Annotated in this window: 26 protein-coding genes and 1 tRNA gene; 10 read left to right on the forward strand and 17 right to left on the reverse strand. The window is 61.1% G+C overall.

All coding sequences use genetic code 11. The features are described from left to right. Positions 1–113: 113 nt before the first annotated feature. Positions 114–198, reverse strand: a tRNA-Leu gene (locus V8P86_RS00710). An 82-nt stretch (positions 199–280) separates the two neighbouring features. On the opposite strand from V8P86_RS00710, the gene V8P86_RS00715 reads away from it, so the two are divergent. Beyond that, positions 281–589: a transcription initiation factor IIB family protein gene (locus V8P86_RS00715; protein WP_336325315.1), complete on the forward strand. Its 309-nt coding sequence runs from the start codon at positions 281–283 to the stop codon at positions 587–589. On the opposite strand, the gene V8P86_RS00720 is transcribed toward V8P86_RS00715, so the two are convergent. The 3 genes from V8P86_RS00720 to dinB form a co-directional block, all read right to left on the reverse strand. Then, on the reverse strand, positions 590–1084 hold the full coding sequence (locus tag V8P86_RS00720; RefSeq protein WP_336325316.1) for a phosphopantetheine adenylyltransferase: 495 nt from the start codon (positions 1082–1084) through the stop codon (positions 590–592). It abuts the gene before it with no gap. A 56-nt stretch (positions 1085–1140) separates the two neighbouring features. Continuing rightward, positions 1141–1662 (reverse strand): helix-turn-helix domain-containing protein, encoded by a 522-nt coding sequence (locus tag V8P86_RS00725; protein WP_336325317.1) that lies wholly within the window; start codon positions 1660–1662, stop codon positions 1141–1143. Between the two features lie 74 nt (positions 1663–1736). After that, entirely contained in the window at positions 1737–2936 is a 1200-nt protein-coding gene (gene dinB, locus V8P86_RS00730) for a DNA polymerase IV (protein ID WP_336325318.1), read from the reverse strand. Positions 2937–3275: 339 nt separating this feature from the next. On the opposite strand from dinB, the gene V8P86_RS00735 reads away from it, so the two are divergent. After that, complete coding sequence (locus tag V8P86_RS00735) at positions 3276–3632, forward strand: hypothetical protein (protein ID WP_336325319.1); 357 nt, start codon at positions 3276–3278, stop codon at positions 3630–3632. 42 nt (positions 3633–3674) lie between these two features. Further along, on the forward strand, positions 3675–4607 hold the full coding sequence (locus tag V8P86_RS00740; RefSeq protein ID WP_336325320.1) for a J domain-containing protein: 933 nt from the start codon (positions 3675–3677) through the stop codon (positions 4605–4607). A gap of 5 nt (positions 4608–4612) precedes the next feature. Here the strand turns inward: V8P86_RS00740 and menD are convergent, their stop codons facing one another. Both menD and V8P86_RS00750 read right to left on the reverse strand, forming a co-directional pair. Beyond that, on the reverse strand, positions 4613–6361 hold the full coding sequence (menD, locus tag V8P86_RS00745; protein ID WP_336325321.1) for a 2-succinyl-5-enolpyruvyl-6-hydroxy-3-cyclohexene-1-carboxylic-acid synthase: 1749 nt from the start codon (positions 6359–6361) through the stop codon (positions 4613–4615). Next, on the reverse strand, positions 6358–7692 hold the full coding sequence (locus V8P86_RS00750) for an isochorismate synthase (RefSeq protein WP_336325322.1): 1335 nt from the start codon (positions 7690–7692) through the stop codon (positions 6358–6360). Before V8P86_RS00750 ends, menD begins: the two co-directional genes overlap by 4 nt. 206 nt (positions 7693–7898) lie before the next feature. Here V8P86_RS00750 and V8P86_RS00755 point away from each other — a divergent pair, with 206 nt between their 5' ends. Both V8P86_RS00755 and V8P86_RS00760 read left to right on the forward strand, forming a co-directional pair. After that, a complete protein-coding gene (locus V8P86_RS00755) occupies positions 7899–8120 on the forward strand; it encodes a ribbon-helix-helix domain-containing protein (protein WP_336325323.1) in 222 nt (73 codons plus the stop codon). A gap of 215 nt (positions 8121–8335) precedes the next feature. After that, positions 8336–8614: a UPF0058 family protein gene (locus tag V8P86_RS00760; RefSeq protein WP_336325324.1), complete on the forward strand. Its 279-nt coding sequence runs from the start codon at positions 8336–8338 to the stop codon at positions 8612–8614. 86 nt (positions 8615–8700) lie between these two features. Here the strand turns inward: V8P86_RS00760 and V8P86_RS00765 are convergent, their stop codons facing one another. Continuing rightward, positions 8701–9489 carry an enoyl-CoA hydratase/isomerase family protein gene (locus V8P86_RS00765; RefSeq protein WP_336325325.1) on the reverse strand — a complete coding sequence of 263 codons (789 nt, stop codon included), beginning with the start codon at positions 9487–9489 and terminating at the stop codon, positions 8701–8703. A 120-nt stretch (positions 9490–9609) separates the two neighbouring features. On the opposite strand from V8P86_RS00765, the gene V8P86_RS00770 reads away from it, so the two are divergent. Then, a complete protein-coding gene (locus V8P86_RS00770) occupies positions 9610–9807 on the forward strand; it encodes a hypothetical protein (protein ID WP_336325326.1) in 198 nt (65 codons plus the stop codon). 83 nt (positions 9808–9890) lie between these two features. Here V8P86_RS00770 and pyrF read toward each other — a convergent pair whose 3' ends face one another. From pyrF to V8P86_RS00785, 3 genes are read right to left on the reverse strand one after another with little or no spacing between them, the layout of a single operon-like run. Next, positions 9891–10694, reverse strand: a complete 804-nt coding sequence (pyrF, locus tag V8P86_RS00775) for an orotidine-5'-phosphate decarboxylase (RefSeq protein ID WP_336325327.1) — start codon at positions 10692–10694, stop codon at positions 9891–9893. 35 nt (positions 10695–10729) lie between these two features. Continuing rightward, positions 10730–11080: a DUF7993 family protein gene (locus V8P86_RS00780; RefSeq protein ID WP_336325328.1), complete on the reverse strand. Its 351-nt coding sequence runs from the start codon at positions 11078–11080 to the stop codon at positions 10730–10732. 1 nt (position 11081) lies between these two features. After that, on the reverse strand, positions 11082–11522 hold the full coding sequence (locus tag V8P86_RS00785) for a DUF2240 family protein (protein WP_336325329.1): 441 nt from the start codon (positions 11520–11522) through the stop codon (positions 11082–11084). 96 nt (positions 11523–11618) lie between these two features. On the opposite strand from V8P86_RS00785, the gene V8P86_RS00790 reads away from it, so the two are divergent. Continuing rightward, positions 11619–11990 (forward strand): 30S ribosomal protein S8e, encoded by a 372-nt coding sequence (locus V8P86_RS00790; protein WP_336325330.1) that lies wholly within the window; start codon positions 11619–11621, stop codon positions 11988–11990. On the opposite strand, the gene V8P86_RS00795 is transcribed toward V8P86_RS00790, so the two are convergent. The 7 genes from V8P86_RS00795 to V8P86_RS00825 form a co-directional block, all read right to left on the reverse strand. Further along, entirely contained in the window at positions 11987–12985 is a 999-nt protein-coding gene (locus V8P86_RS00795; protein ID WP_336325331.1) for a PhoU domain-containing protein, read from the reverse strand. The genes V8P86_RS00790 and V8P86_RS00795 overlap by 4 nt on opposite strands. Before the next feature lie 116 nt (positions 12986–13101). Continuing rightward, on the reverse strand, positions 13102–15303 hold the full coding sequence (locus V8P86_RS00800) for a heterodisulfide reductase-related iron-sulfur binding cluster (protein WP_336325332.1): 2202 nt from the start codon (positions 15301–15303) through the stop codon (positions 13102–13104). A gap of 174 nt (positions 15304–15477) precedes the next feature. Next, positions 15478–15828: a rhodanese-like domain-containing protein gene (locus V8P86_RS00805; RefSeq protein ID WP_336325333.1), complete on the reverse strand. Its 351-nt coding sequence runs from the start codon at positions 15826–15828 to the stop codon at positions 15478–15480. 42 nt (positions 15829–15870) lie between these two features. Continuing rightward, positions 15871–16416 carry an NUDIX hydrolase gene (locus tag V8P86_RS00810; RefSeq protein WP_336325334.1) on the reverse strand — a complete coding sequence of 182 codons (546 nt, stop codon included), beginning with the start codon at positions 16414–16416 and terminating at the stop codon, positions 15871–15873. Further along, positions 16413–16850 (reverse strand): DUF5809 family protein, encoded by a 438-nt coding sequence (locus V8P86_RS00815; protein ID WP_336326283.1) that lies wholly within the window; start codon positions 16848–16850, stop codon positions 16413–16415. The genes V8P86_RS00810 and V8P86_RS00815 overlap by 4 nt, the downstream gene beginning before the upstream one ends. Before the next feature lie 23 nt (positions 16851–16873). Continuing rightward, the gene (locus V8P86_RS00820) at positions 16874–17308 is read right to left on the reverse strand and encodes a DUF5810 domain-containing protein (RefSeq protein WP_336325335.1); all 435 of its coding nucleotides are present in this window, start codon (positions 17306–17308) and stop codon (positions 16874–16876) included. 31 nt (positions 17309–17339) lie between these two features. After that, positions 17340–18254 (reverse strand): DMT family transporter, encoded by a 915-nt coding sequence (locus tag V8P86_RS00825; protein ID WP_336325336.1) that lies wholly within the window; start codon positions 18252–18254, stop codon positions 17340–17342. Between the two features lie 156 nt (positions 18255–18410). Between V8P86_RS00825 and V8P86_RS00830 the strand changes: the two genes are divergently transcribed. The 3 genes from V8P86_RS00830 (at position 18411) to V8P86_RS00840 (ending at position 22131) form a co-directional block, all read left to right on the forward strand. Beyond that, the gene (locus tag V8P86_RS00830; RefSeq protein ID WP_336325337.1) at positions 18411–19223 is read left to right on the forward strand and encodes a carbon-nitrogen family hydrolase; all 813 of its coding nucleotides are present in this window, start codon (positions 18411–18413) and stop codon (positions 19221–19223) included. Positions 19224–19466: 243 nt separating this feature from the next. Then, positions 19467–20345, forward strand: a complete 879-nt coding sequence (epsC, locus tag V8P86_RS00835; protein ID WP_336325338.1) for a serine O-acetyltransferase EpsC — start codon at positions 19467–19469, stop codon at positions 20343–20345. Positions 20346–20691: 346 nt separating this feature from the next. Beyond that, entirely contained in the window at positions 20692–22131 is a 1440-nt protein-coding gene (locus tag V8P86_RS00840; protein ID WP_336325339.1) for a PAS domain S-box protein, read from the forward strand. The last annotated feature ends 22 nt before the right edge of the window (positions 22132–22153 follow it).

Here is a 22153-nt window from a genome sequence, read left to right on the forward strand (position 1 = left end):
TCGACGCGAACGGAGTGAGCGTCGAGGAAGTTTTTCCCCAAGTTTTTACGAGGAGTGGTTCCCGCAGCGAGCCGAAGGCTCGCGAGGAAACCCGACGACGTAAAAAGTGGTAGTGCGCGGGACCGGATTTGAACCGGCGGACCCCTACGGGACAGCGTCCTAAGCGCTGCACCTTTGGCCTGGCTCGGTTACCCGCGCGCATCCTTCCATTCTGACCCACCCCAAATGAACGTGTTGCTTGCGGGCAGCATTTATACCGACCCACAACCAATCCAACGCCGTGTACCGCGCCAGCGACGAACTCGACAACGCCGAATGGCTGGAGACGCTGGAAACGGCAGCCGACAGCCTCGATCTCGGCACCGACGCCCGCACACACGCCCGCGATGTCTTTCTCTCGACAGTCCCCGAATCCGAGCGCTCCAAACAGGCCCGCGTCGCCTCCTCGCTGTACGTCGGCGCGCTCATCGCTGGCGAGCAACGCTCCCAGACCGCCGTCGCGGACGCTGTCGGCGTCTCGCGACTTGCCGTACAGCAACACTGGAAAGATCAGTTAGAAGCGACCGGGTTGGAACCGCCGGAGTGGTAGCTACTCCAGATCCGCGCTCGCCCGCCCGTCCCGTTCGGGAGTGAGATTGCCGTGTTCGTCGATTTCGCCGTTGACGATTCGCGTCGAGGAGATGACCTCGCCGTCCTCGGCGTAGACGTGATCGACCACTTCGAGTTCGAGAAGGTCGTGGCCGCGTTCGCGACGAATCTCGTTTATGCGCTTGCCGCCGGTTTTCGTTTCCGGGGAGACGACGAGCACGTCGAACTGCGGTTCCGTCGCGATGCCGGTCGGTTCTGTCAGTTCTCGGACGGCGAACTCGCGGTCGTACTCATCGCTGAATTGCTGCAGTTCGGCTTCGAGATCACGTTTGCGGCGGTCGAAGGATCGAATCGGGCGGCCCTCGTGTCGGGTTCGCGGGGCGAGTTCGTCGCTGGTGAGTCCCACCGTCACCTCGCCTAACTCGAACGCACGGTGGAACAGCGCGCGGTGGCCGTCGTGTACCGGATCGAAGGTCCCACCAAGTGCGACAGTCATATCTTCTGGCACGGTAGCTCCACGTTTAGTGGCTTCGGATTCCGGTCCCCACCTGATCAGTCCTCACCGTCTTCGGTCCCGTCGCCTTCCTCGGTGACCGTGATCGTCACGGGTTCGTCGTCGGTGTCTTCGTCGCCGTCGAGATACTCGTCGAGATTGAACACGGCGTTCATGTACCCCTGCACGTCGTCGACGACGCCGCCGACGAGATCACTCGGCGGGATGGCGCTGTACTCGTATGGGTTGTTGCCTGCGCCGTCGCTCTCGCGTTTCGAGCGCTCGACAGTGTCGTCCTCGTTGAGCGCCGCGAGCGCCTCGCGGACCGTACTCGGGTACAGCCCGGTGCCATCGGCGATTTCGTCGCTCGTGCTGTTGGGATGCTGTCGGAGGTGGATATAGATGCGTGCGCGGGTTTCGGTCTCGAGAATCCAGGAGAGCAGATCCACGACACCCTCGTCGAATTGCTCGATAGCTCGGTCCGCTTCCGCCTCGAGTTTATCGCGCATATCGCTGGCGGCGTCACTTTCCTCGGCGCCCTCGACGCCACGGTCGTCGTCTGATGGATCGTCGGCAGACATGCCTCGTACCGGGAGGAAAGCGATTCCCTGATAAAAATCCTTGCCTCAATTTCGAGGGTAGATACCCTGTCTACTCAATCGAAGTCGGTCAGTGAGCGCTGTCCGGCCGCCGAATCCGGGCTGTCGTCGTCCGATTCGAACGCCGACAGTGAGGGCTGTTCGTCTGCACCGAACGAAAGCTTCGAGACGCGGACACCGACCTTCCGGATCCGCTCGTCAGCGAACTCCTCGAACAACTCCGCGGCGACCTCCCGGAGCAGGTCCCCGTCCGCAACCGGGCCCGGGAGCGAGCGCGCCCGCGTGTGCACCTCGAACGGCGGCATGACGGCCTTGATGCCGATGGTCTGATAGAGCACGCCCCGGCGGTCGGCCCGCTCGGCGACTGCCGTCGCCAACTGCTCGATGCGCTCGTACTGCTCGGCCTCGTCGTCGGTCGGTTCGTGAAACGCTGACTCCCGTGAGAAACTCTTCGGCCGGCCCTTGGGTTCGACCGCGCGTTCGTCCTCGCCGCGGGCGAACCGGTGGACTCGCCGGCCGCGCTCGCCGAACTCCGTTTCGAGCGTTCCGGGGTCGGCGTCGGCAAGATCACCCGCGGTTTCGATGCCGAGTTCGCGCATCCGTGAGGCCGTCACCGGCCCGACGCCGTGAACATCTTCGACCGGGAGATCGGCGAGAAACGAGCGGACATCGCCGGATTCGACAATTACCAGCCCATCAGGTTTGTCGTGATCGCTCGCGACTTTGGCGGCGCTCATCGTCGGCGCGATGCCGAGACTCGCCGTCACGCCGACTTCTGATTCGATCCGAGACTTCAGTTCGCGGCCGAACGTCTCGACGCTGTCCCAGTCGACGCGCTCGGTCAGATCCAGATAGGCTTCGTCGATGCTCACCTCTCGAACGGTGTCGGCTTCCTCGTGAATGATCGCTCGAACATCCTCCGCGACGGACTCGTAGAACTCCATGTCGACCGGGCGGTAAAAACCCGCTTCCTCGACGGAGCCGCCATTCTGGGCGGCATCGATCTTACGGGGGAGCAGTTCCAGCGCTTCGGAGATGGCCTGTGCGCTCTCGACGCCGAACTCGCGGGCTTCGTAGCTGGCGGTGGCGACTGCGCCGTTTGTCGTCCCGGGTTCGTAGCCCATGCCGACGACCAGCGGTTCACCGCGGAGTGCGGGCTCGCGCAGGCGCTCGCAAGAGGCGTAGAAACAGTCCATGTCGGCGTGGCAGACGATCTGTTCGGGGGCAGAAACGCCGGGCAGCCGACCCCGCTCCATAACGACCTATTTGACGCTACGGGGTTAAATTCCTGCGAAGACGAGAAATACCGTGACACTGCCGGCCGGTCAGTGCCACGGCCCGCTGTCTTGACTGCGGTGCCAATGGCCGTGCCGTTCGGCGGTCATTCCCGCCGGAAGCCCCACTCACCAGGGCTTCACTCGTATGTTAACGTCTGCCACACTTAAACCTTTTCACCGTCCCGATTCGAGTAGTAATCGGCATAAGGTGGCGCGAACACGGATGACACGTGATGAGTGGTCGTCGAGTACAGAAGCGGGCGTCCGTAAGCGTCTGGACACGCACGAAGAGCACGATTGCCGAATCCTGGTGGGAGCATGACGATTGAACAGAGCGATATCGCCTGTCCGGACTGTGGCACGAATCTGCAGGTCATCTACGTCACGGAACTCAAACAGTCGGTCTCCGGGTGGGCCTGTCCGAACTGTGGCTATATCGCCTCGAAGCGCGAGGGATTCGAAGACTCCGTCGAAGTCAGTGAAACGGAGTATCTCATGCGCGTCGAGAAGCCACTGAAAAGCAGCGATATCCGCGATTCGGCGACGACCATAGAAGACGAGTTCCGAGCGCGAGCCGGAGATATCGACGACGACGAACTCTGGCTGTTGATCGATCCCGAAACCGACGAGATTGTCGATGCAGTCGTCGGCGATGCGGTCTCGGATCGTGAATAGTTGGATTTTTTATAGACAGACGGCCCTACAACGCGTAGGTCCGTGCCACAGGATTACTACGAGCGCCTCGGAATCGACCGGGATGCCTCCGAATCAGAGATCAAAACGGCGTTCCGCCAGCGGATCAAGGAGACCCACCCGGATGTCAGCGACGACGAAGCGGCCTCGGATCGAACCAAACGGCTGATCGAGGCGAAAGACGTGCTCATCGACCCGACAGAGCGACAGCGGTACGATCGACTCGGCCACGAGGCCTACGTCAACGACCGCGATTCGTCGGGCGTCACGGAACAAACGGATTCGGAGGAACACGCTCAGGCGGGTACGGACAGCGGAGAGGACCGTCGCGACTCCGGACAACGAGGCAGTCCGAACGCGAGTGCTCGGACGGAATCGTCGACAGCGGGCGGCCAGCAGAGCGACCCCTGGAGTCAGACGGAGGGTAATCAGCAGTCCCGCAGTTCGGGCGGTCCAGACGAGCGATACTCCAGGCAGGCGGGGCAAGCGCGCGATCACGCGACGAACTGGTACGACTCGACGCGGCGTCAGCGGTCGACCCCTTCCGACGGGAGGTATCGGGCGTGGGACACCGACCAGTCCTACGCTGTCGGCGATTCGCCGGGCATGTTCTCGCCGCGGGAACTGCTCACCTCACAGCGAACGATTGTCCTTCTCGGCACGACGTTCGTCATCTATCCCGTGCTGTTGTTCGGCGCGCTCTTCCGACCGTTTCCGACTGCCGTCAACCTCACTGTCGCCATGTGTATTGTTCTCGTAATCGCGTTCATGCAGAGCGTTCCGCAGGTCGGTATCCTCGTCTTCGGCATCTGGACTGTCCTGCTCCCGATCATTCTGTTCGGGGTCGTCGGAGTGAGCGTCCTCAGCGTACAGGGTGTGCTCTCGCTCGCGGCCGTAACTTTCCCACTCGGACTCTCCGTGCTCACGTGGATCGCTATCGGCCCGATGAAGCGGTGAGCGGTTCAGACGAGTTCAGAAATATCTTCGTGTAATCGTTCGCGGAATCGGTGGCTTTCGGTGCTATCGAACTCGACGGAGAGCAACTGTGTTCCCTCACGTTCGACCGACTCCTCGAAGGCCCGGCAGAACGCCGCCCTGTCGGCCGGGCGCTCGAACGAAAAGTCGTAGAGGTCGCCAGTCGGTGAGAAATCGAGGCCGTGGGGCGTCTTGAACTGCTCGGTGAACGGTGGCTCGAACTCCTCGATGGGCAGTTTGTGAAAGATGCCGCCACCGTCATTGTCGATCAGGACGATTGTCGCGTCGACGTTACAGCGTTCGAGCGCGAGCAGGCCGTTCATGTCGTGATAGAAGGCCAGATCACCGAGGACGAGCACGAGTGGCTCCTCGGACGCGCTGCCGGCGCCCAGCCCCGACGAGACGATGCCGTCGATGCCGCTCACACCCCTGTTTCCGAGGACAGTGATCTCTCCCAACCGCGGTCGGCCGAATCGGTCCAGATCACGGACGGGCATGCTGTTCGAGACGAAGCAGGTCGACGGGTCCGGCAGACGTTCGGCGACTGCTTGCAGGACACTTCCCTCGAACCACGTCGACGCGGTGGCCTCTTCGACCCGTTCCCAGTACGCTGCCTCCGCGTCGACGAAGCGCTCGCGATACTCGCTGGCTCCCGGATCGGCGACTCGCTTCGCGAGCGCTTCGGCGACAGCCGTCGGATCCGCTTCGACGAGATCCGTCGCCGTGAACTCGGCTTCGCGAAACGCTCCGGCCGGATCGACGAGGATCTGCTCTCGCGCACTCGCTTCGAGGTACTTCCGCAGGGCCTTCGAGGTCGGTGAGGCACCGAACCGGATCACGACTTCGGGATCCGGCCAGTCGGCCCAGTCGAGATAGGAGTCGTAGCCACCACAGACCGTACTCTCCTCGACGTGTTCGCCAAATCGATGGCCAGAGAGTGGGTCTGCGAGCACCGGAAAGCCAGTCGCCGCCGCGAGCGCGGCCAGCGACTCTCGATCCGGTGTCGGCTGGTTGGCCGGGCCGCAGACGATCAGTCCGCGGTCGGCCCCCTCTATGTGATCCGCCAGTTGCGCCACCTCATCGGTTGGGAGTTCGAGACGACCACGACGCTGCTGGAGGAACGGCCCTTCCCGCCCGCCCTCACCCAGCGGTGCCGTCTCCTCGATATCCGCGGGCACGTCTCCCTCGACATTGATGGGTTCGAGCGGCTTTCTGAACGGGATGTTGAGGTGGACCGGTCCCGCTGGCGTCCCGGTCGCCTCACTCACGGCGCGGGCAGCCGTCACGCGCAGTGATCTGAGTTTACGATCCTCGGGTTCTGGTTCGGGCAGCGTCCGGTAGTACCGGACCGCATCACCGTACAGCTTCTCCTGATCGGTCGTCTGATTCGCACCGCTGTCTTTCAATTCCGGTGGTCGATCCGCGGTCAGTGCGATCAGCGGCACGCGGCTCTCGGAGGCCTCCATGATCGCGGGGTGGTAGTTCGCCGCTGCTGTCCCGGAGGTACAGATCAGTGCCGTCGGCTCAGCTGTCCGGCGGCTCCGGCCGAGCGCGAAGAAGGCACTCGACCGCTCGTCGAGATGGGAGTAGACCGTCAGTTTGTCGTGGCTGGCGGCGGCGACGGTCAGCGGCGTCGAGCGACTACCGGGAGAGACACAGACGGCGCTGACGCCCTGTTCTACCAGTTCGTCGATCAGAATCTCGGCCCACAGCGTGTTTCGGTTCGGCGCGGTCATACGAGTTCGTCGAGAATCGGCTGGTATTTGAGCTGTAATTCGTCGTACTCCTCGTCCGGATCGCTGTCGGCCACGATTCCGGCTCCGGCGAACAGCGTCGCCTGCCGATCTACTGCGACAGCCGAGCGGATCGCTACTGCGAACGTCCCGTTGCCCTCCCCGTCGAGCCAGCCGACCGGCGCGGCGTACCAGCCCCGGTCGAACACCTCCGTCTCGCGGATCGTCTCCAGCGCTCGCTCGGGCGGCAGCCCGCCCACTGCGGGCGTCGGGTGCAGCGCCTCGACCAGGTCGAGGACGTGATACTCCTCGTCGAGGTTGGCCCTGATGGGCGTCTGGAGGTGCTGGACGTTGGCGAGCTTCCGGATCTGCCGAGAGCCGGTCGTGATATCGCTCGTGAAGGGGGCCAGTTGCTCGTGAATCGTCTCGACGACGATGTCGTGTTCGTGAGTGTTCTTGTCGCTCTCTCGGAGCTGACCGGCGAGCCACTCGTCTTCCTCGGTCGTCTCGCCGCGGCCAATCGAGCCGGCAAGCGCCTCCGTTTCGATGGTCCGTCCGTCGACCGAGACGAGCCGTTCCGGTGTGGCGCCGAAGAAGGTGCCGCCAGTTGCGGGCTCGAACAGAAACTGGAAACAGTCAGGATAGGACTCCCCGAGCCGAACCAGCACGTCCGCCGGCGTGATCGGCTCGGATAGCGTTGCGGTCAACGCCTGTGCGAGGACGACTTTCCGGAGCTGTCCGTCCTCGATCCGGGCGGTCGCTTCCGCAATCTCCCGCTGCCAGTCGGCGCGTGGCGGCGCATAAGCCTTTTCGGTGATTCCCGGCGGCCCGGCCGACTCGACGGCAGGGAGGTCCCGCAGTCGGTCGCGCCACTCGCTGAGTCGGGCTTCCGCTCGCTGTCCAGCATCTGGACCCGTCGCCGCCGTCGTCAGCCAGGCCCCGGAGTCTGTCTCGGCGACCTGCACTGCCGGCAGGACAAATTGCGCGCCCGGATAGCCCGCCCACGGACCCTCCTCGCCAGGGTCGGTGTGCGTATCGGTGAAGGCAAATCCGCCGTACAGTCGCGGTCGAGCCGGAGCATTGGTCTCGACGGAGGCGTTCGACAGCAGTGCCGAGGCCTCCCGCTGGATGCTCCGGAACCGATCGGAGCCGTTGGCCGTGATCGTCGCAGCCGTTCCGCCAGCGACGATCCGCTCCGACCGATCAGTCCACACGAGCCGTGGACATTCAAGCGCCGCGAGGAGCGCTCGGGTGGGTGGAGCATCGACCTGACAACTCCGGGCCGCAACCGGTCGTCCCGTCTGCGCCGCGTGCTCGTCGCCCGTTGATTCCATCTTCTCAATGTAGGGACTCCGGGGGCTTGAGGCTGACTATCTCGCAAGTTTTCGTTCGATCCCGCCGGTCGACCCTGCCCGATCCGACTGAATCCACGACCAGATAACACTAAAAAATCTTTCGGCGAGGCGATGTGGATTTTGTGTAACGCGGAAGATTCCCCGTCAGGTTTAAATACACCTCAGTCGAAAGCCTCCACGTTGCGATGCCAAAGGTAGAGATCACTATCCCCGAACATCTCGAGATGCAGATCGCCCAGCTCGTCGAACAGGGCGAGTTTCTCAACCGCGAGGAGGCCATCGAGGATCTGTTGTCAACAGGACTCAAGGCGTACAAGACAAGCGGCCCAATCGACGACGAAGAAGAACCCGGCGGCGGCTACGAGGACGACGGGATGATGGGCCACGACGACGAATACGTCTTCTGATCCGCTCTCCGATGAACGGTCGCGAATCGGCCCCGAACTACACCCTTTTACCCTCGTCTGGCGGTCCGAGACAGCACCGCGTGTAGCAGGTGCCCGGTCTGGTCCTCCCGCTAGATACGAACTACCGCAGAACTGCGCGGTGACTGCTATCGTTTCAGTAGTCCCGTTTAACGGCTCCCAAACAAACTTATGAAGGCCTGGGTGTATGTATAGATATGCACAAAGACGAACTCCTCGAACTGCACGAACAGATGGTTCTTATCATGAAGTATTTCAAGGATCTCGAACACGTCGACGACAGTCTCTTCGAGGCCTACGACGAAATCGATGTGACACCCGACGACGTACACATGTCCAAAAGCGAGCACAAACACGCCGTGTTCGTCCTCGGTAACGCTCTCGCCAACGCGATGAGCGAAGACGAGTTCTCCGACGCTGGCCGTGTCGGCAAACGGATGAAAGAACTCGCCGAAGACGCCGAAAGCAAACTCTAACGAGGCCTGTCTCTGCCGCACCTTCTCCTTCTGGCGAAAATTCAGCCTTTGTCACCGCGCACCCGAACGCGACGTGCAGTTCGTCGTTACTCCCCTTCGAACTCTGGCGTCTGTTTGTTGACGAAGGCCTGCACGCCGGTCTCGAAGTCGTCGCTCTGGAAACAGGCGCGCAGTCCGTCTGTTTCGGCGTCGATCACTTCGTCGAACGTGCGGTTGCCGCCATGCTGGAGCAGGTCTTTGGAGTGTTTCAGCGCGACGGTCGGACCGGTTGTGACTGTCTCGATGATCTCTTGGCTCTGTTCGTCGAACTCGTCGGTCGGGAAGACACGACTGACCAGTCCGAGTTCTTCGGCGCGGTCAGCGTCGAGCAGTTCGCCGGTGTAGACCAGATCCATCGCCTTCTTCTGGCCGACCGCACGGGGAAGCAGGTAGGAGGTTCCGGAGTCGACCGAGAGGCCGATCCGTCGGAAGCCGAAACTCATCTCCGCGCGTTCGCTGGCGATGACGACATCACAGGCGAGCGCGAGTGTCGCGCCAGCGCCGAACGCCGACCCATCAAGTTTGGCGACCGTCGGGACCGAACACTCGTAGACGTGCTGGATGGAACGGTTGACCGGCAGTGCAGACTCTTCGATCAACTCCTCGATATCCTGGTCCGTCGAGAGGTTTTCGAGCATCGACTTGATGTCGCCGCCGGCACAGAAGTTCCCATCCGAACCCTGCAAGACGAGACACCGCGCGTCGCTCTCTTCGACCCGTTCGACCGCTTCGGTGATCTCCTTCGCCGTCTCGAGCGTCAGTGCGTTCCGTAGCTCCGGGTTCGTGATCGTGATCGTCGCCGTCTCTCCGTCGATTTCGAAGTCGATGTTCTCCATACCCCACACAGGGTAACGGATGACATAAACAGTACGATGATCGGTCTGTGAACGGCCCGCCGGGGCCGTCCTGAGCGGGTCGCCCGAGCGTTCAAATGGCTCAGTCACGTAACATTACATATGAGTGTCACTGGACTGTGTCAGATCTGTACCAGCGAAGAGGCCGAAGAGAGCTGTCGGCTCTGCGGGAAACTCGTCTGTGAACGCCACTACGAGGACTCACTCGAACAGTGCGTCGAATGTGCCGCCGACAGCGACGGAGAGCCGATCACCGACAGCGACGAGATGCCCGACGGGGTCGATACTTACCAGTTCTGACCGTCATACTGGTGGCTGTACATTCGTCAAGATATTCGATTCCACGTGGGGTCGAAATTCTTCAGTTTGTACAGCCACCAGTATCAGCGGTATCGGTTGAGGCCGTCCCGGAGCTGTTTCGCCGACTGTCCGGCGGCCGCGAAGTAGTCACTGCCACTGGCCCGGTCCTCGCCGGCGAAGATGATCCCGCGTGAGGAGTTGACGAGTCCGACACCGTCGGCGAGGCCGTGATCGACGGCGGCCTCTTTGTCGCCGCCCTGTGCACCGACGCCGGGGACGAGGAATGGGAGCTCTGGCACCTGTTCGCGGATCGTTTCGAGTTCTTCCGGCGCAGTCGCGCCGACGACCAGTCCGACATTGTCGTTCGTGTTCCACGCGTCCGCGAGCGTCGCGACGCGCTCGTAGACGGTCTCACCGGAGGTGAGTTCCAGGTCCTGCAGATCCGCGCCGCCGGCGTTCGAGGTCCGACAGAGCACGAAAATCCCCTTCTCGGTCCGGTCGAGAAACGGTTTGACGGCGTCGCCGCCGAGGTATGGGTTGATGGTGATGGCGTCCACCTCGTCGAGCACCGAGGCGTACTGCCGGGCCGTGTTGCCAATATCGCCTCGTTTGGCGTCGAGCAGGACCGGGACATCCTTGCCGTGGGCGTAGGCGATGGTCTCCCGCAGTGCGCGCCAGCCGTCGCTGTCCTCGTAGAATGCCGCGTTGGGCTTGTAACAGGCCGCGTACTCGTGGGTCGCGTCGATGATTCGGCGATTGAACGCCCACCGTGGGAGGTCAGCGTCGGTGACACTCTCCGGCAGTCGCTCGGGGTCGGGGTCGAGACCGACCGAGACGACACTGTCGATAGTCGAAATCCGCTCGCCTAGACGCTCGAAGAAGCTCATACTCCGGTAGCCGACCCCCGGCGGAATGAATGTTATTACTCCCGGCGGGCCGTCTCGCGCAGGAGATCCACAGCCCGTTTGACCTCCGCGCCGCTGGTCACCGTCACGACGGACGGATCCTCCGTCCGCAGATCTACCGCCGTCTCGGACGCGGGTGGTTCGGTCTCGAATTCGAGTTCGACGTACTCGGGGTACAACAGCACCGTCGCGAGGTCCGACCCGTCCACGGCGATCCGGTAGGCGACAGTTCCGCTGTCGGACGGCATCGCTTCCGAATCCGCATCGGTGACGGACACGCGTTCGAGGACGCCGGTTTCCAGCCCCGTTAGCTCCGAGGCGAGTAGCTGTGCGATCCGTTTGCCGTCGGTGATGGTGTTTTCGACCATGTTAGAGTTCGTTACGCGCTCGTTCGGTGAGTTCAGGCAGTTCGAGACCACGACGACGGCCGTAAAGGATGGCCGCAGCCTCGATGGTCACCGCGAGTTCTGACTGAAGTTTGTTTATCTCCGCGACAGCCGTTTGCTTTTCGATACCGCTGTCGACGACGGCTTCGAGAATCCGCTCGAAGGTGCTTCGCTGAGTGAGGATATCCTCTGTCGGCTCGAAATCGTCGGGGATGTCGACGGATGCAGGGTCGAATCCAACGATCACGTCGTCGTCGACCCGGTCGAGCAGTCCTTCGCCAGCGCCGACGGTGACGACGCGTTTGGCCTGATCCGGGGAGAACCAGTCCCGGTCCAGCGACAGCGCGACGACGAATTCGCTCTCTGTCATCCGTTCGACGCCGCGTTGTCGGAACGGAACGGCGACGGCTCGTCGGAGACTCATTGTCTCAACGACTGGTCCCCGCGCGCGTAAATCTATCGGGACTTCTCGGCGACTGGATCCGAGAGCTTCAAGTGTCGGCTCCGCCAGGATAGAACTATGACAGATCAGGGACGTTCTCTGCGGAAACGAACAGGTGGGCGACTCCGCCCGAAACGAGACCGGCGCAAACACGAACTCGGCAACCAGCCGACCGAGACGCAGGTCGGCGACCAGAAGCTCAAAATGGTCGATGCCCGCGGGACCCAGACGAAAGTCCGTGCCATCACGACCGACGCCGCGACGGTCGCGACCGACGACGGAACGGTCTCGGCTGAGATTCTCGACGTTGTTGAGAATCCGGCAGACCCGAACTACGCGCGACGAAACATCATCACCCGCGGCGCGGTCATCGAGACCAGCGAAGGTGAGGCCCGCGTGACCTCCCGACCCGGTCAGGACGGGCAGGTCAACGCAGTACTGCTCGACTAAGGACGCGGCGCTGATTTCTGCAGTGCGCTCTCGGCGATGTTGGTCCCATAGTCTGCGGTCCGGGACAGCGAATCGATAACCAGGCCGAGAATCTGGGCGACCTGTGGCTCGTACTCGTGGATCTCCTGATCGACCGTCCGGACCATCTCGTCGACAGTCTCGATGTGCCGGCGGGCCTCACTCGCGAGTTCGACCGCCTTCTCCGAGTCGTCGGCCAACAGTGCATCCATCGCCGTGTCCGGAACTGTCGCGGCTTCTTCGTGGAGATTTCGCAGCGGTTCGACCGCGGAGTCGGCAATCTCACCGAGTTCGAGGGCGAGTTCGGCGATTTTGGTCGCGTGATCTGCGATCCGCTCCAGTTGGCGGGCGCTGGACTGGTAATCAAAACAGGTCTCGCGGGCGAATCCGATCTCGTTCGCCGCCGTCGGATTGCGCAGGACCGTCCGGAACACCCGTGATACCATATACCAGAGTCGGTCGACATCGTCGTCGCGCTCCATCACGTCGTGAGCGAGTTGGTCGTCGTCCGTGATCAGCGCCTCGACGGCGTCTTCGAGCATCGTCAGTGAGACTAGGCGCATCCGCGTGACTGCGTTCTCGATGGAGAGTTCGGAGGAATCAAGCAGATCCTGCAGTACCATCTCGTCGGGCATCTCTTCGATCACTTCGAGTCCCACGAGTCCCTGCGTGGCGTCCCGAATCGTCCGACGCTGTTCGGCGGTCATTTGGTCGGTCTCCAGGCTGATCACGTCGAAGCCGCTGACGTACATCGTCATCACCGCACGGGTGAGTTCGTTCTCCTCGGTCAGATCGGTGATGTCGAGCGTACCCTTCGTGTGTTCTTGATCACTCTGTGGCGTCAACAACAACAGATCGTCTTCCGAGTGAAACTCGACGTTCGTCCCCGAACTCACGTCGTTTTCCGTCGCCCATTCCTTCGGTAACGAGACCGTATATGTCGACCCGCCGGTAACCTGTACTTTCCGCGTTTCCATATATAGACTTTGGGTCAGGAATATATGAACCCACGGTTCTCTATATATGTCGTTAGGAAGAAAATTCGTCAGGGTGCCAATTCCGTAGCGTCGGAAGCGACGAGAAAGTGAGAGCGTTAGTCCGCCGATGCCGGGGTTTCTGAGGCGTCGTCAGCGCTTGCGGCAATCTCGCCTTCGTTGGCCTCGACGGCCTCGACGAGCAGTTCTGCCACGTCGACGATTTCGATGTCGTCCTCGTAATCGCCGGTCTTGCGGCCGTCCTCGTACATCGTCATGCACATCGGACAGGCGACGACGAACTTCTCGACAGCGTCGCCGGCCTGGGTGTCTTCGAGCGCTTCACGGATGCGTTCCTCGCTCGGCTTCTCGTCCTGTTCGTTGTCGAGCCAGAGGCCACCGCCACCGCCACCGCAGCAGTACGAGTCGGCGCGGTTGCGCGGCATCTCGTGCAGTTCCGCGCCCGTCGCGCGGATGAGTTCACGCGGGGCTTCGTACTCGTCGTTGAATCGACCGAGGTGACACGGATCGTGGTAGGTGACCGTGTAATCGAGTTCGGTTCCGTCGAGGTCGAGCGTGCCGTCCTCGACGAGTTCCTCGACGGCCTGGGTCCAGTGGAGGACATCGATCTCCCCGTCGTCGTTCCACGCGTCCTCGTACTCGAAGGGCATCATCGGATCGTCGGCGAACTCCTCGAAGTCGACCTCGGGGTACTCGTTTTTGAAGGTGTTGTAGGAGTGTGGGTCCGTACAGATCAGCTTCTCAAAGTCACAATCCTCCCACGTCTCGACGTGGTGGCCGGCGAGTTCGATGAAGAGGAACTCCTCGCCAATCCGGCGGATATCGTTGCCGTCGTACTTCTCGTCGTCGAAGAGAATCCCGAAGCTCACGCCGCTCTCTTTGAGGAGTTTGGCAAGCGAGCGAGCGACCTTCTTGTTGCGCTCGTCGTAGCTCGGGAAGTCACCGACGTACCAGAGGTACTCGACTTCTTCCTCGCGTGCGTCCGTGATGTCGAAGTCGAGTTCGTCGGCCCAGTCGCCACGGTTGCGCTGGTTGTTGCCGAACGTGTTGCCGTTCTGCATCACGTCTTGGAACACGTCCTGGATGTTGGTGTCGACGTCGCCCTGATCGACGAGCTGTCGATTCATCTTCGTGAAGCTCTTGAGGTGTTCGATCTCGACCGGACAGGCGTCCATACAGGCCATACAGGCCATGCAGGACTCCATCGTTTCCGCGTTGATCACCGACTCGCCGCCGTCAGCGATGATGTCAACTTCCTCGCCGCCGTCGGCGAGATTCTCGCGGTATTCTTTCAGATCGAGAATGACGTTTTTCGGATCGAGCGGGCGTCCTGAACCGCCAGCAGGGCAGACCGAGGAACAGCGACCGCATTTCGTACAGGCGTCCTGATCGAGTCGGTCCTTCCAGGAGAAGTCGTCCATCGACTCGGCGTTCGTCGCATCGAGGTCAGACGGAATATTCGGGAGTCGCGTGCCGGCCTTTTCGTCGCGTGCGACGACGTTGGCAAAGGAGGAGAACATGTGCATTCCCTTGGCGTAGGGAACCCAGGCGATGAAAAACAGCGAGAGCAGCGCGTGGCTCCACCAGAGTCCCCAGTGGAGTTGCGCCGCGACGGCACTAGTGTTCGAGACGCCTGCGGCGCTGAGAAGCCCGTCGAAGCTGAGTGCGATAGCCCAGCCGACGAAGCTCACAATCTCGAAGGAGGGGTAACCGTTGACGAGAATGCGAATCCCTTCGAGCAGGAAGCCGCCGATGCCCAGCAAGAAGAGAATCCAGACGAACATGTGGTCTTCCAGCGAGCTATGTCGACTGAACAGTCGCTCGTTACGCACCCAGTAGCGGCGGTACATCGCCATCCCGATCCCGACGACGAACAGGAGGCCGAGTGCATCAACCGCGAACTGGTAGGAGACGTAGAAGGTCCCGTTCCAGAACGACGTTCCGAGCGCTTTCCTGAAGAAGTACAGATCCAGCGCGAGAATCGACGTTGCAATAAACAGTGTTAAGAAACCCCAGATGATGAACGAGTGCATTACACCCGCGTAGATGTCGCGGTTGAACTGTTTCTCGTTGGAGAATGCGATGCGTGCAGCCGATCCGATTCGTCCCGTGAGGTTGTCCAGACGCGTGAATTCGTCGTCTGGGCCGTCCGTATATCCCTGCAGTCGTCGGTAGAGGCCGAAGGCGAGGACCCCGACCGCGATTGCTGCCAGGAAATAAAAGAGGTACTTTTCAACCGCATAGCTGAGCGGTTCGTAAACCTCTCGCGTACGGCTTGCAGTTTCCAATGGCAATCTCATACCTTGTGGATTGTGTACGTGAATAAAAATCCTTCCGTTGTTACCCGGTCGACAGACCGCTCGAACGGGTCCGGGAAGCTTTTGACCGCCCGCGGCGGAGAGTTCACCGGTGGCGATGACGAGACGTTACCCCCGCTCAGCCCCTTGTGATGAGAACTTCCCCCGAGCCACCACTTAGAATGGTGCGTCCTGTGACTCTTCGGTAGTGATATCTTCGCCCTCGACTGGCCCGTCCCAGCCCGAGAGCCCGCAGCCGAGACTCTCGACAGTCCCGTCGAATCCCTCGAAAGAGGTGATCAGCCGTGCGGCCTTGACACTGGCCTGTCCGTGGGGACAGACCGTCACGACGTGGTCTGCATCACGGAGCGTTTCGACACGCTGGGGTAACTCAGCGAGCGGGATGTTCACGCTATCGGGGATTCGCAACCGCTCGAACTGGCGGGCGTTGCGGATGTCGACAATCAGCGGTCGGTCGTCGCTTTCGAGTTCGGCTTCCAGGTCCGGGCCGGAAATCTCGCCGTCCATACGGATATGTGGGGTATTGCTCAATAAACGCCTGACGGTCGATTAGAGCAGACCGTCAGCCTGCGCGAGTAGAATTCCCTCGATGGTCGCGTCGTTCGACGGTGGCTCGCGAGCGCGTTCGAGTGCCTCCTCGACTGGCACTGTCGTCACCGAGAGAAACTCGTTTGAGTCACGATTGACCTCGACCGGTTCTAGGCCCTCGGCGAAGACGATGCCCCGCCGATGTCGAAGCACACCGGTTGCACACCAAAAGTCCTCGACCAGTGAGATTCCGGCGGGGTCGAAGCCAGTCTCTTCACGTAGTTCGCGTGCGCCCGCGGTGGTGAACGATTCGCCGTCCTCGACGAGACCGGCGGGCAGTTCCAGACAGTGTTCGCCGATGGCCGGGCGGTACTGCTCGACCATGACGAGTTCGTCGCCGGTCGAGGCGACGATCACGACCGCCGGATCGAGTGCGGCCCAGTAGTACTGTTTCGTCGTGCCATCTGGCTGTTCGACGAGGTCGTAACCGCCGTCGTACCAGCCGGTCTCGTATTCGGTGTTTGATTCGAGGACGGGCCAGTCGTGATCTGCGTACTCGTCGGTCATTGCTCGCCCTCCGTCGACTCGTCGAGTAGTTCGCGGTACAGCCGTCCGAACGCCTGCCGCCGCAGTGTCTCGACGGCCGCCTCCTGTTTGTCCTGAAACGTGGCGGCAACTGCCGTCTCGGTTGCGGGAGGCGCGTGCCAGGCGACGTTGTCGACGTGTTCGCTGCCCACTTCGATCACGTCGTGGTCGGTCTCAGCTTGCCACTCCTCGAACTCCTCACGTGTGCCGATAGTGACCGCCAACCGCGAGGCAAAGAGCGTATCCTGTGCAGTTTCGATCACGCCTTCGGTCACACGCTGATCGTATTCGTCGCTGCCGAACTCCATCGCCTTGGCAACTTCGCGGACGACCCCTTTCGCTGTCGATTCGAGACTGTCGTAGTGGGCTCGTGCCTCTGTCGCCGTCTCAGGCGATACGGTCCCCTCGCTTTCCATATCTTGGACTAGGGTAGGCGTCATTACTCAGTTTCGCCTTCGTCGTTTTCGCCGTCCTCGGCAGATCCCGTATTTTCTCTGCGCTTGCGCGTCAACTCCATCGCTTCCTCCATTATCTCCTCGGCGTCGTCCTCGCTCGGTTCGTCTGGCATATCGGCCTCGAACGGTATCGAGTCCGTCGGAGAGCCTCCTCCACGCTGTGGACTCCCGGTATGGTCGTGATCGTGGTCGTGTCCACCGGTCGTATCCTCGAACACCTGCGGGTACTCAGTTTCCTCGGCACTCCCCTGGAGTTTCTCGGCGAGTGACTGTTCATCGAGTTCCTGCCAGTTGGGTACGTACTCGTCGAGGAACGCTTCGTGGTCGCCGCCGCGGGTCATCGCGGTGATAGCGAGATGGTTGGCGAGATGGACCCCGTCAGCCTGTGGATCCTCACAGACCGGACAGCTGTATCCCATACTCGGCGTTGGATCCTGACGGCGAAAAGCGTCAGGGTCTGACTGCGACCGGCGCACCGTCGATTACGTCGGCGAGTGCTCGCCGCTTCAGGAAGACGAAGCCAATTGCGACGAGCGCGAACCCGACGAGAGTCAGGACGCTGATCGTCTCCTGCAGGACGAACACCCCGACCAACGTCGCGACGACGGGAACCAGATACGTGACGAGCGAGACCTCGAACGCACCGTGGGTCTCGATGATGTAGAAGTAGATGTAGAAGGCGATTGCCGTCGAGAAGACGCCGAGATACAGCACGGTTCCCACGGAGGTCGGAGCGAGCGCGCTGCCGTCGGGAAACTCTCCGGTACCCAGACTGACCAGATGGAGCACCAACGCGCCCACCAGCATCGACCAGCCAGTTAGGGGAACGCGGCTGATCGACGGCGAGGCGCGCTGCACGATCACGCCACCCAGCGAGACACTGATCACCTGTCCGACGATCAGCAACCGACCCAGCGTCTCGCTCCCGAGCAGGTTGTTTGGATCCGGCTGGACGACCAGCGAGATGCCGAGAAATCCGATCCCGACGCCGACCGCACCAGCCAGTGAGAGCCGTTCGCCCAACAAAAACAGCGCCCAGACGGCCGTCACAATCGGGACCAGTGCCTGCAGTATCGCGGCGACACCGCTGGGGACGGTCTGCTGGCCGAGGAACAGGAAGCCGTTGCCCGCGACCAGAAAGACGCCACCCCCGACGATTGCATAGTGGTTGTTCCGGCCCGCAGGCCACCAGTCGTCGGTCCAGATGACGGCGTAGCCCAGCAGGAGGATTGCGGCAACGTCGTACCGGAGTGCGGCAAACAGAAGCGGTGGCAGATATTCCAGACCGACCGTTATCGCCGGAAAGGAAAGCCCCCAGAACGTCGCCAGCGTGACGAAAAGTCCCGCTTCTCGTAACCGTGACACGACCGTGAATCCGGCCGTGAATCGCTTAGACCTGACGATCTCGGCCGAAAAGCACGAATAATAAGCTATTGTAAATCGAGCGCCTGTACTCGGTTTCCATCGTATCTGACTCGACGAACCCAGGGGTACTTTGTCCCGGCCCACATCGTGTGTGGCATGAAACTCGCGCTCGCCCAGTTCGAAATCGAGGGTGGAAAGCCCTCGGCGAACAGACAACGCGCCCGTACCCTCGTCCGCGAGGCCGCCGAGAAGGGCTGTGATCTCGTCGCGCTGCCCGAGATTTTCAACGTCGGCTACTTCGCCTTTGACAGTTACTCTCGGGAGGCCGAACCGCTCGACGGTGAGACGATCACAGAGCTACAGGAGGTGGCGGACGACCTCGATATTTCGATCTGCGCTGGCTCGATCGTCGAAGACCTCGCGGAATCGACAGCCCGCGGGTTCGACACACCTGACGAGGAGGGGTACGCGAATACGTCGGTCTACATCGACAGTTCGGGAGACCGCCGTGGGGTCTACCGGAAACGTCACCTCTTCGGCTACGAGTCCGCAGAACAGGACCTGTTGACCGCCGGCGAGTCGGTAACCACCGTCGATGATCAAGGCTTCACTGTCGGCATGACGACCTGTTACGACCTGCGGTTCCCCCAACTGTATCGCCGACTCGTCGATGCGGGGGCGACGCTGGTTCTGGTGCCGAGTGCGTGGCCGTATCCACGCGTCGAGCACTGGCAGTTGCTCCCGCGGACGCGTGCGGTGGAGAATCTCTGCTACGTTGGGGCCGTCAACGGAATCGGTGCGTTCGAGGAGGCGTCGCTGCTCGGTCGGTCGGCAGTCTACGACCCGTGGGGGACGCCGGTCGCGAGCGCGGGCGAACGCGAACGACTCGTCGTCGCCGACATCGATCCGGAGCGTGTCGAACAGCGTCGGGAGGAGTTCCCTGTCCTCGACGACCGGTTAGACGAGTAACACTCTGAAGCGACTGGGCCGGAGTGTTGCCGGGAGATTTATTTATGTGCGTTCGTTATGAACAGTTGCCGGTTCAGACGCTTTTCACGTCACGACCGGTACCAGGGCTCTCTCGGCCTCGCACCATCTCGGCCGCCGCGGGACGGATCAGTGGCTGTCCGGACAGCCACGATCTCTGCTCATCTCCAACCACCGCCGCCTTTCTGACGGAATCCCTAAACCCCTGCCCCGGCAACGGTATGTATGGAGTACGAATACAGCGGCGACGCTGCAGACGGGCTTTTCGATTCGTACGATCGGGACGGCGACGAGTTCCCCACGCGAGACTGCCCCGACTTTCCCCGCCGCCGCTATCAGTGCGAGGAGATCGACCTCCTCAAACAGCTATTCTTTCCACGCTGCTGGAATGCAGGTTCTCTCGTCGACGACAAGGACGCGCTAAGTGACCGTCTCGACGAACTCGGTCAACTCTTCTACCGTGGGCTCTGCCCGTACGTCAACTACCCGAGCCAGATGATCACGGAGACCATCGACGCACTTCCCGAGATCCGCGAGCGACTCAAGAAGGATATCGAAGCCGCCTACAAGGGCGATCCGGCGGCCAAAAGCTACGTCGAGATCGTCCGGGCTTATCCCGGGTTTCACGCGATCATGGTCCAGCGCGTCGCCCACGAACTGTACACACGCGGCGGCGAGATCTACGCTCGCGAACTGACCGAGACCGCAAAGACCGAGAGCGGCATCGACATCCACCCCGGTGCCGAAATCGGCGATCACTTCTTCATCGATCACGGAACCGGCGTCGTCATTGGCGAGACGACGACCATCGGCGAGTGGGTCCGAATCTATCAGGATGTCACCCTCGGGGCACTGCACTTCGAGCAGGAAGAAGACGACGAACACGCGCTCAAGAAGGGGTACAAGCGCCACCCAGACATCGGTAGCAACGTCGTCATCGGCGCGGGGAGCAAGATTCTCGGCGCAATTTCTATCGGCGATCACGTCAGCATCGGCGCGAACTCCTGGGTCACCGAGGATATCGACGACCACACCAAGGTGTACGTCTCCGAACACCCCAAACAGGAGCGTAAACACATCGAATCGCCGCAGGATACGGACTAAGTCAGCCATTACGTCTGACGGAATCCATCCCGCGTCGTCCGAGAACCACGTTGGTCAGCACACCAAACACGGACACGTACCGCAGCGAGGTTCGCACGCGATCTGTGTACACTCACGCTCCGACTGTTGATTTTTGATCTTTGTGTCTGCCGAGACACGGAGTTGGTTAGCGACACCGACTTACCCAATTACTTGCACACAGTATAAGCTCAATATTTTGATTAATAATTACAGAAGCCAACACTACAGGCTACTGAGTTACTCAGGGGACAAAAACCGCAGTCCATTTTCAAATTTAATAATTATAGGGTTATGATTTTTTGCTCATCTTCCTTGAGTTGGTTGCATGTCTCGGACAGAGGATGAGAACGCGTCTGATGACTCTGCGTCTCGGTCAAATCTCGGTCTCGGCATAGACACTATTCCCGACGCCGTCATCGTAGCCGACGCAGATTCCGGGCGAGTCGTCGATGCGAACGCTGCCGCCGGTGATCTATTTCACTGTCAGCCGATTTCACTCATCGGCCGAGATCAGTTAGAACTCCATCCGTCAGACCGCGCTGACGACTATGCTGAAGCGTTCCAGCGCGGGATTGAGGGAGAACGAGTCGATCGTCTTCAGGACGGAACTCCGATACAGATCGAGTCCTTTGATGGGCAACACAAACCGGTCGAGATCAACGCCTGCCGCAAGACGATTGATGATCGCTCGGTCGTTCTCGGAGTATTTCGAGAAATAACGACGCAGCTTGAACGGCAACGACAGCTCGAAGCAGCGACCGCTCGGCTCGAAACACTGCTCGATGTACTGCCGGTCCCTGTCGCCGTTTTGGACGTTGAGGGAACTGTCGAGCTGTGGAACCAAGCTGCTGAGGAAACATTCGGCTACACCGCCGAGGCTGTTATCGGAACAACAGACCCAATCACCATGAACGACGATACGTTCGAGAAGCAGCTCGATCGACTACTTAACGGTGAAGTTATCGACGGGCACGAAGCAGTCTACCGTGCCAAAGACGGGACCCGCGTCCCTGTCGAGATATGCGCTCGTCCGCTGTACGAAGACGGTACAGTATCGGGAGCAATCGTAGCGGGCGTCGATATCTCTGACCGGCGACACCGGATACAGCAACTGGATATCCTGCACCGGGTCATGCGACACAACCTCCGGAACAAAATTGATGCTATTCAGGGATGGGTCAACGTAATTAGTGATCCAGAGCTTGAGGACAACAATGCCGTCACAAGGATCGCTGACGCCAGCCAGAGCCTGCTGGAACTGAGCGAACAGGCCAAACAGATCCGAGCCGGTCTCGAAGCCGGTGCCACGGAAGCCAAGGCGGTCGAGACCGAATCGGTGATGACGGCGCTGAGAGAGCTGTCGTCGGAGAAGTTCCCCGAGATGTCGGTCACCGCCACAGATTCCCCAACGACTGCCGCAATCCCTGCGCAGGCGGAGCGCCCGATTCTCAGTCTCGGACAGAAAGTACTGGAGTACGCCGGCGAGGGACAGATCGAACTCAAAACCGATGTTCAGGACCAATACGTCGTCGTCCAGCTAGTGGGGACTACACGGCTGTTATCTGCTGGCGATTGCTCGCTCATCAGGGATGGAGAAGAAACAGCGCTGCGACACGGGAGCGACCTCACCATCGCGCAGGTGTACCTGGCTGTGGAATCAATCGGCGGTAACATATCGCTTCCTGCTGAGACTCCACCGGCTAGTATCCTCTGTATCGAACTGCCCCGGGTCAACCCGGATAGCACCCCGGACACCATCTACTGACCACTCACCACGTATCGACAAT

It is taken from the genome of Halovenus anhuiensis (assembly GCF_037080055.1).
Taxonomy (GTDB): Archaea; Halobacteriota; Halobacteria; order Halobacteriales; family Haloarculaceae; genus Halovenus.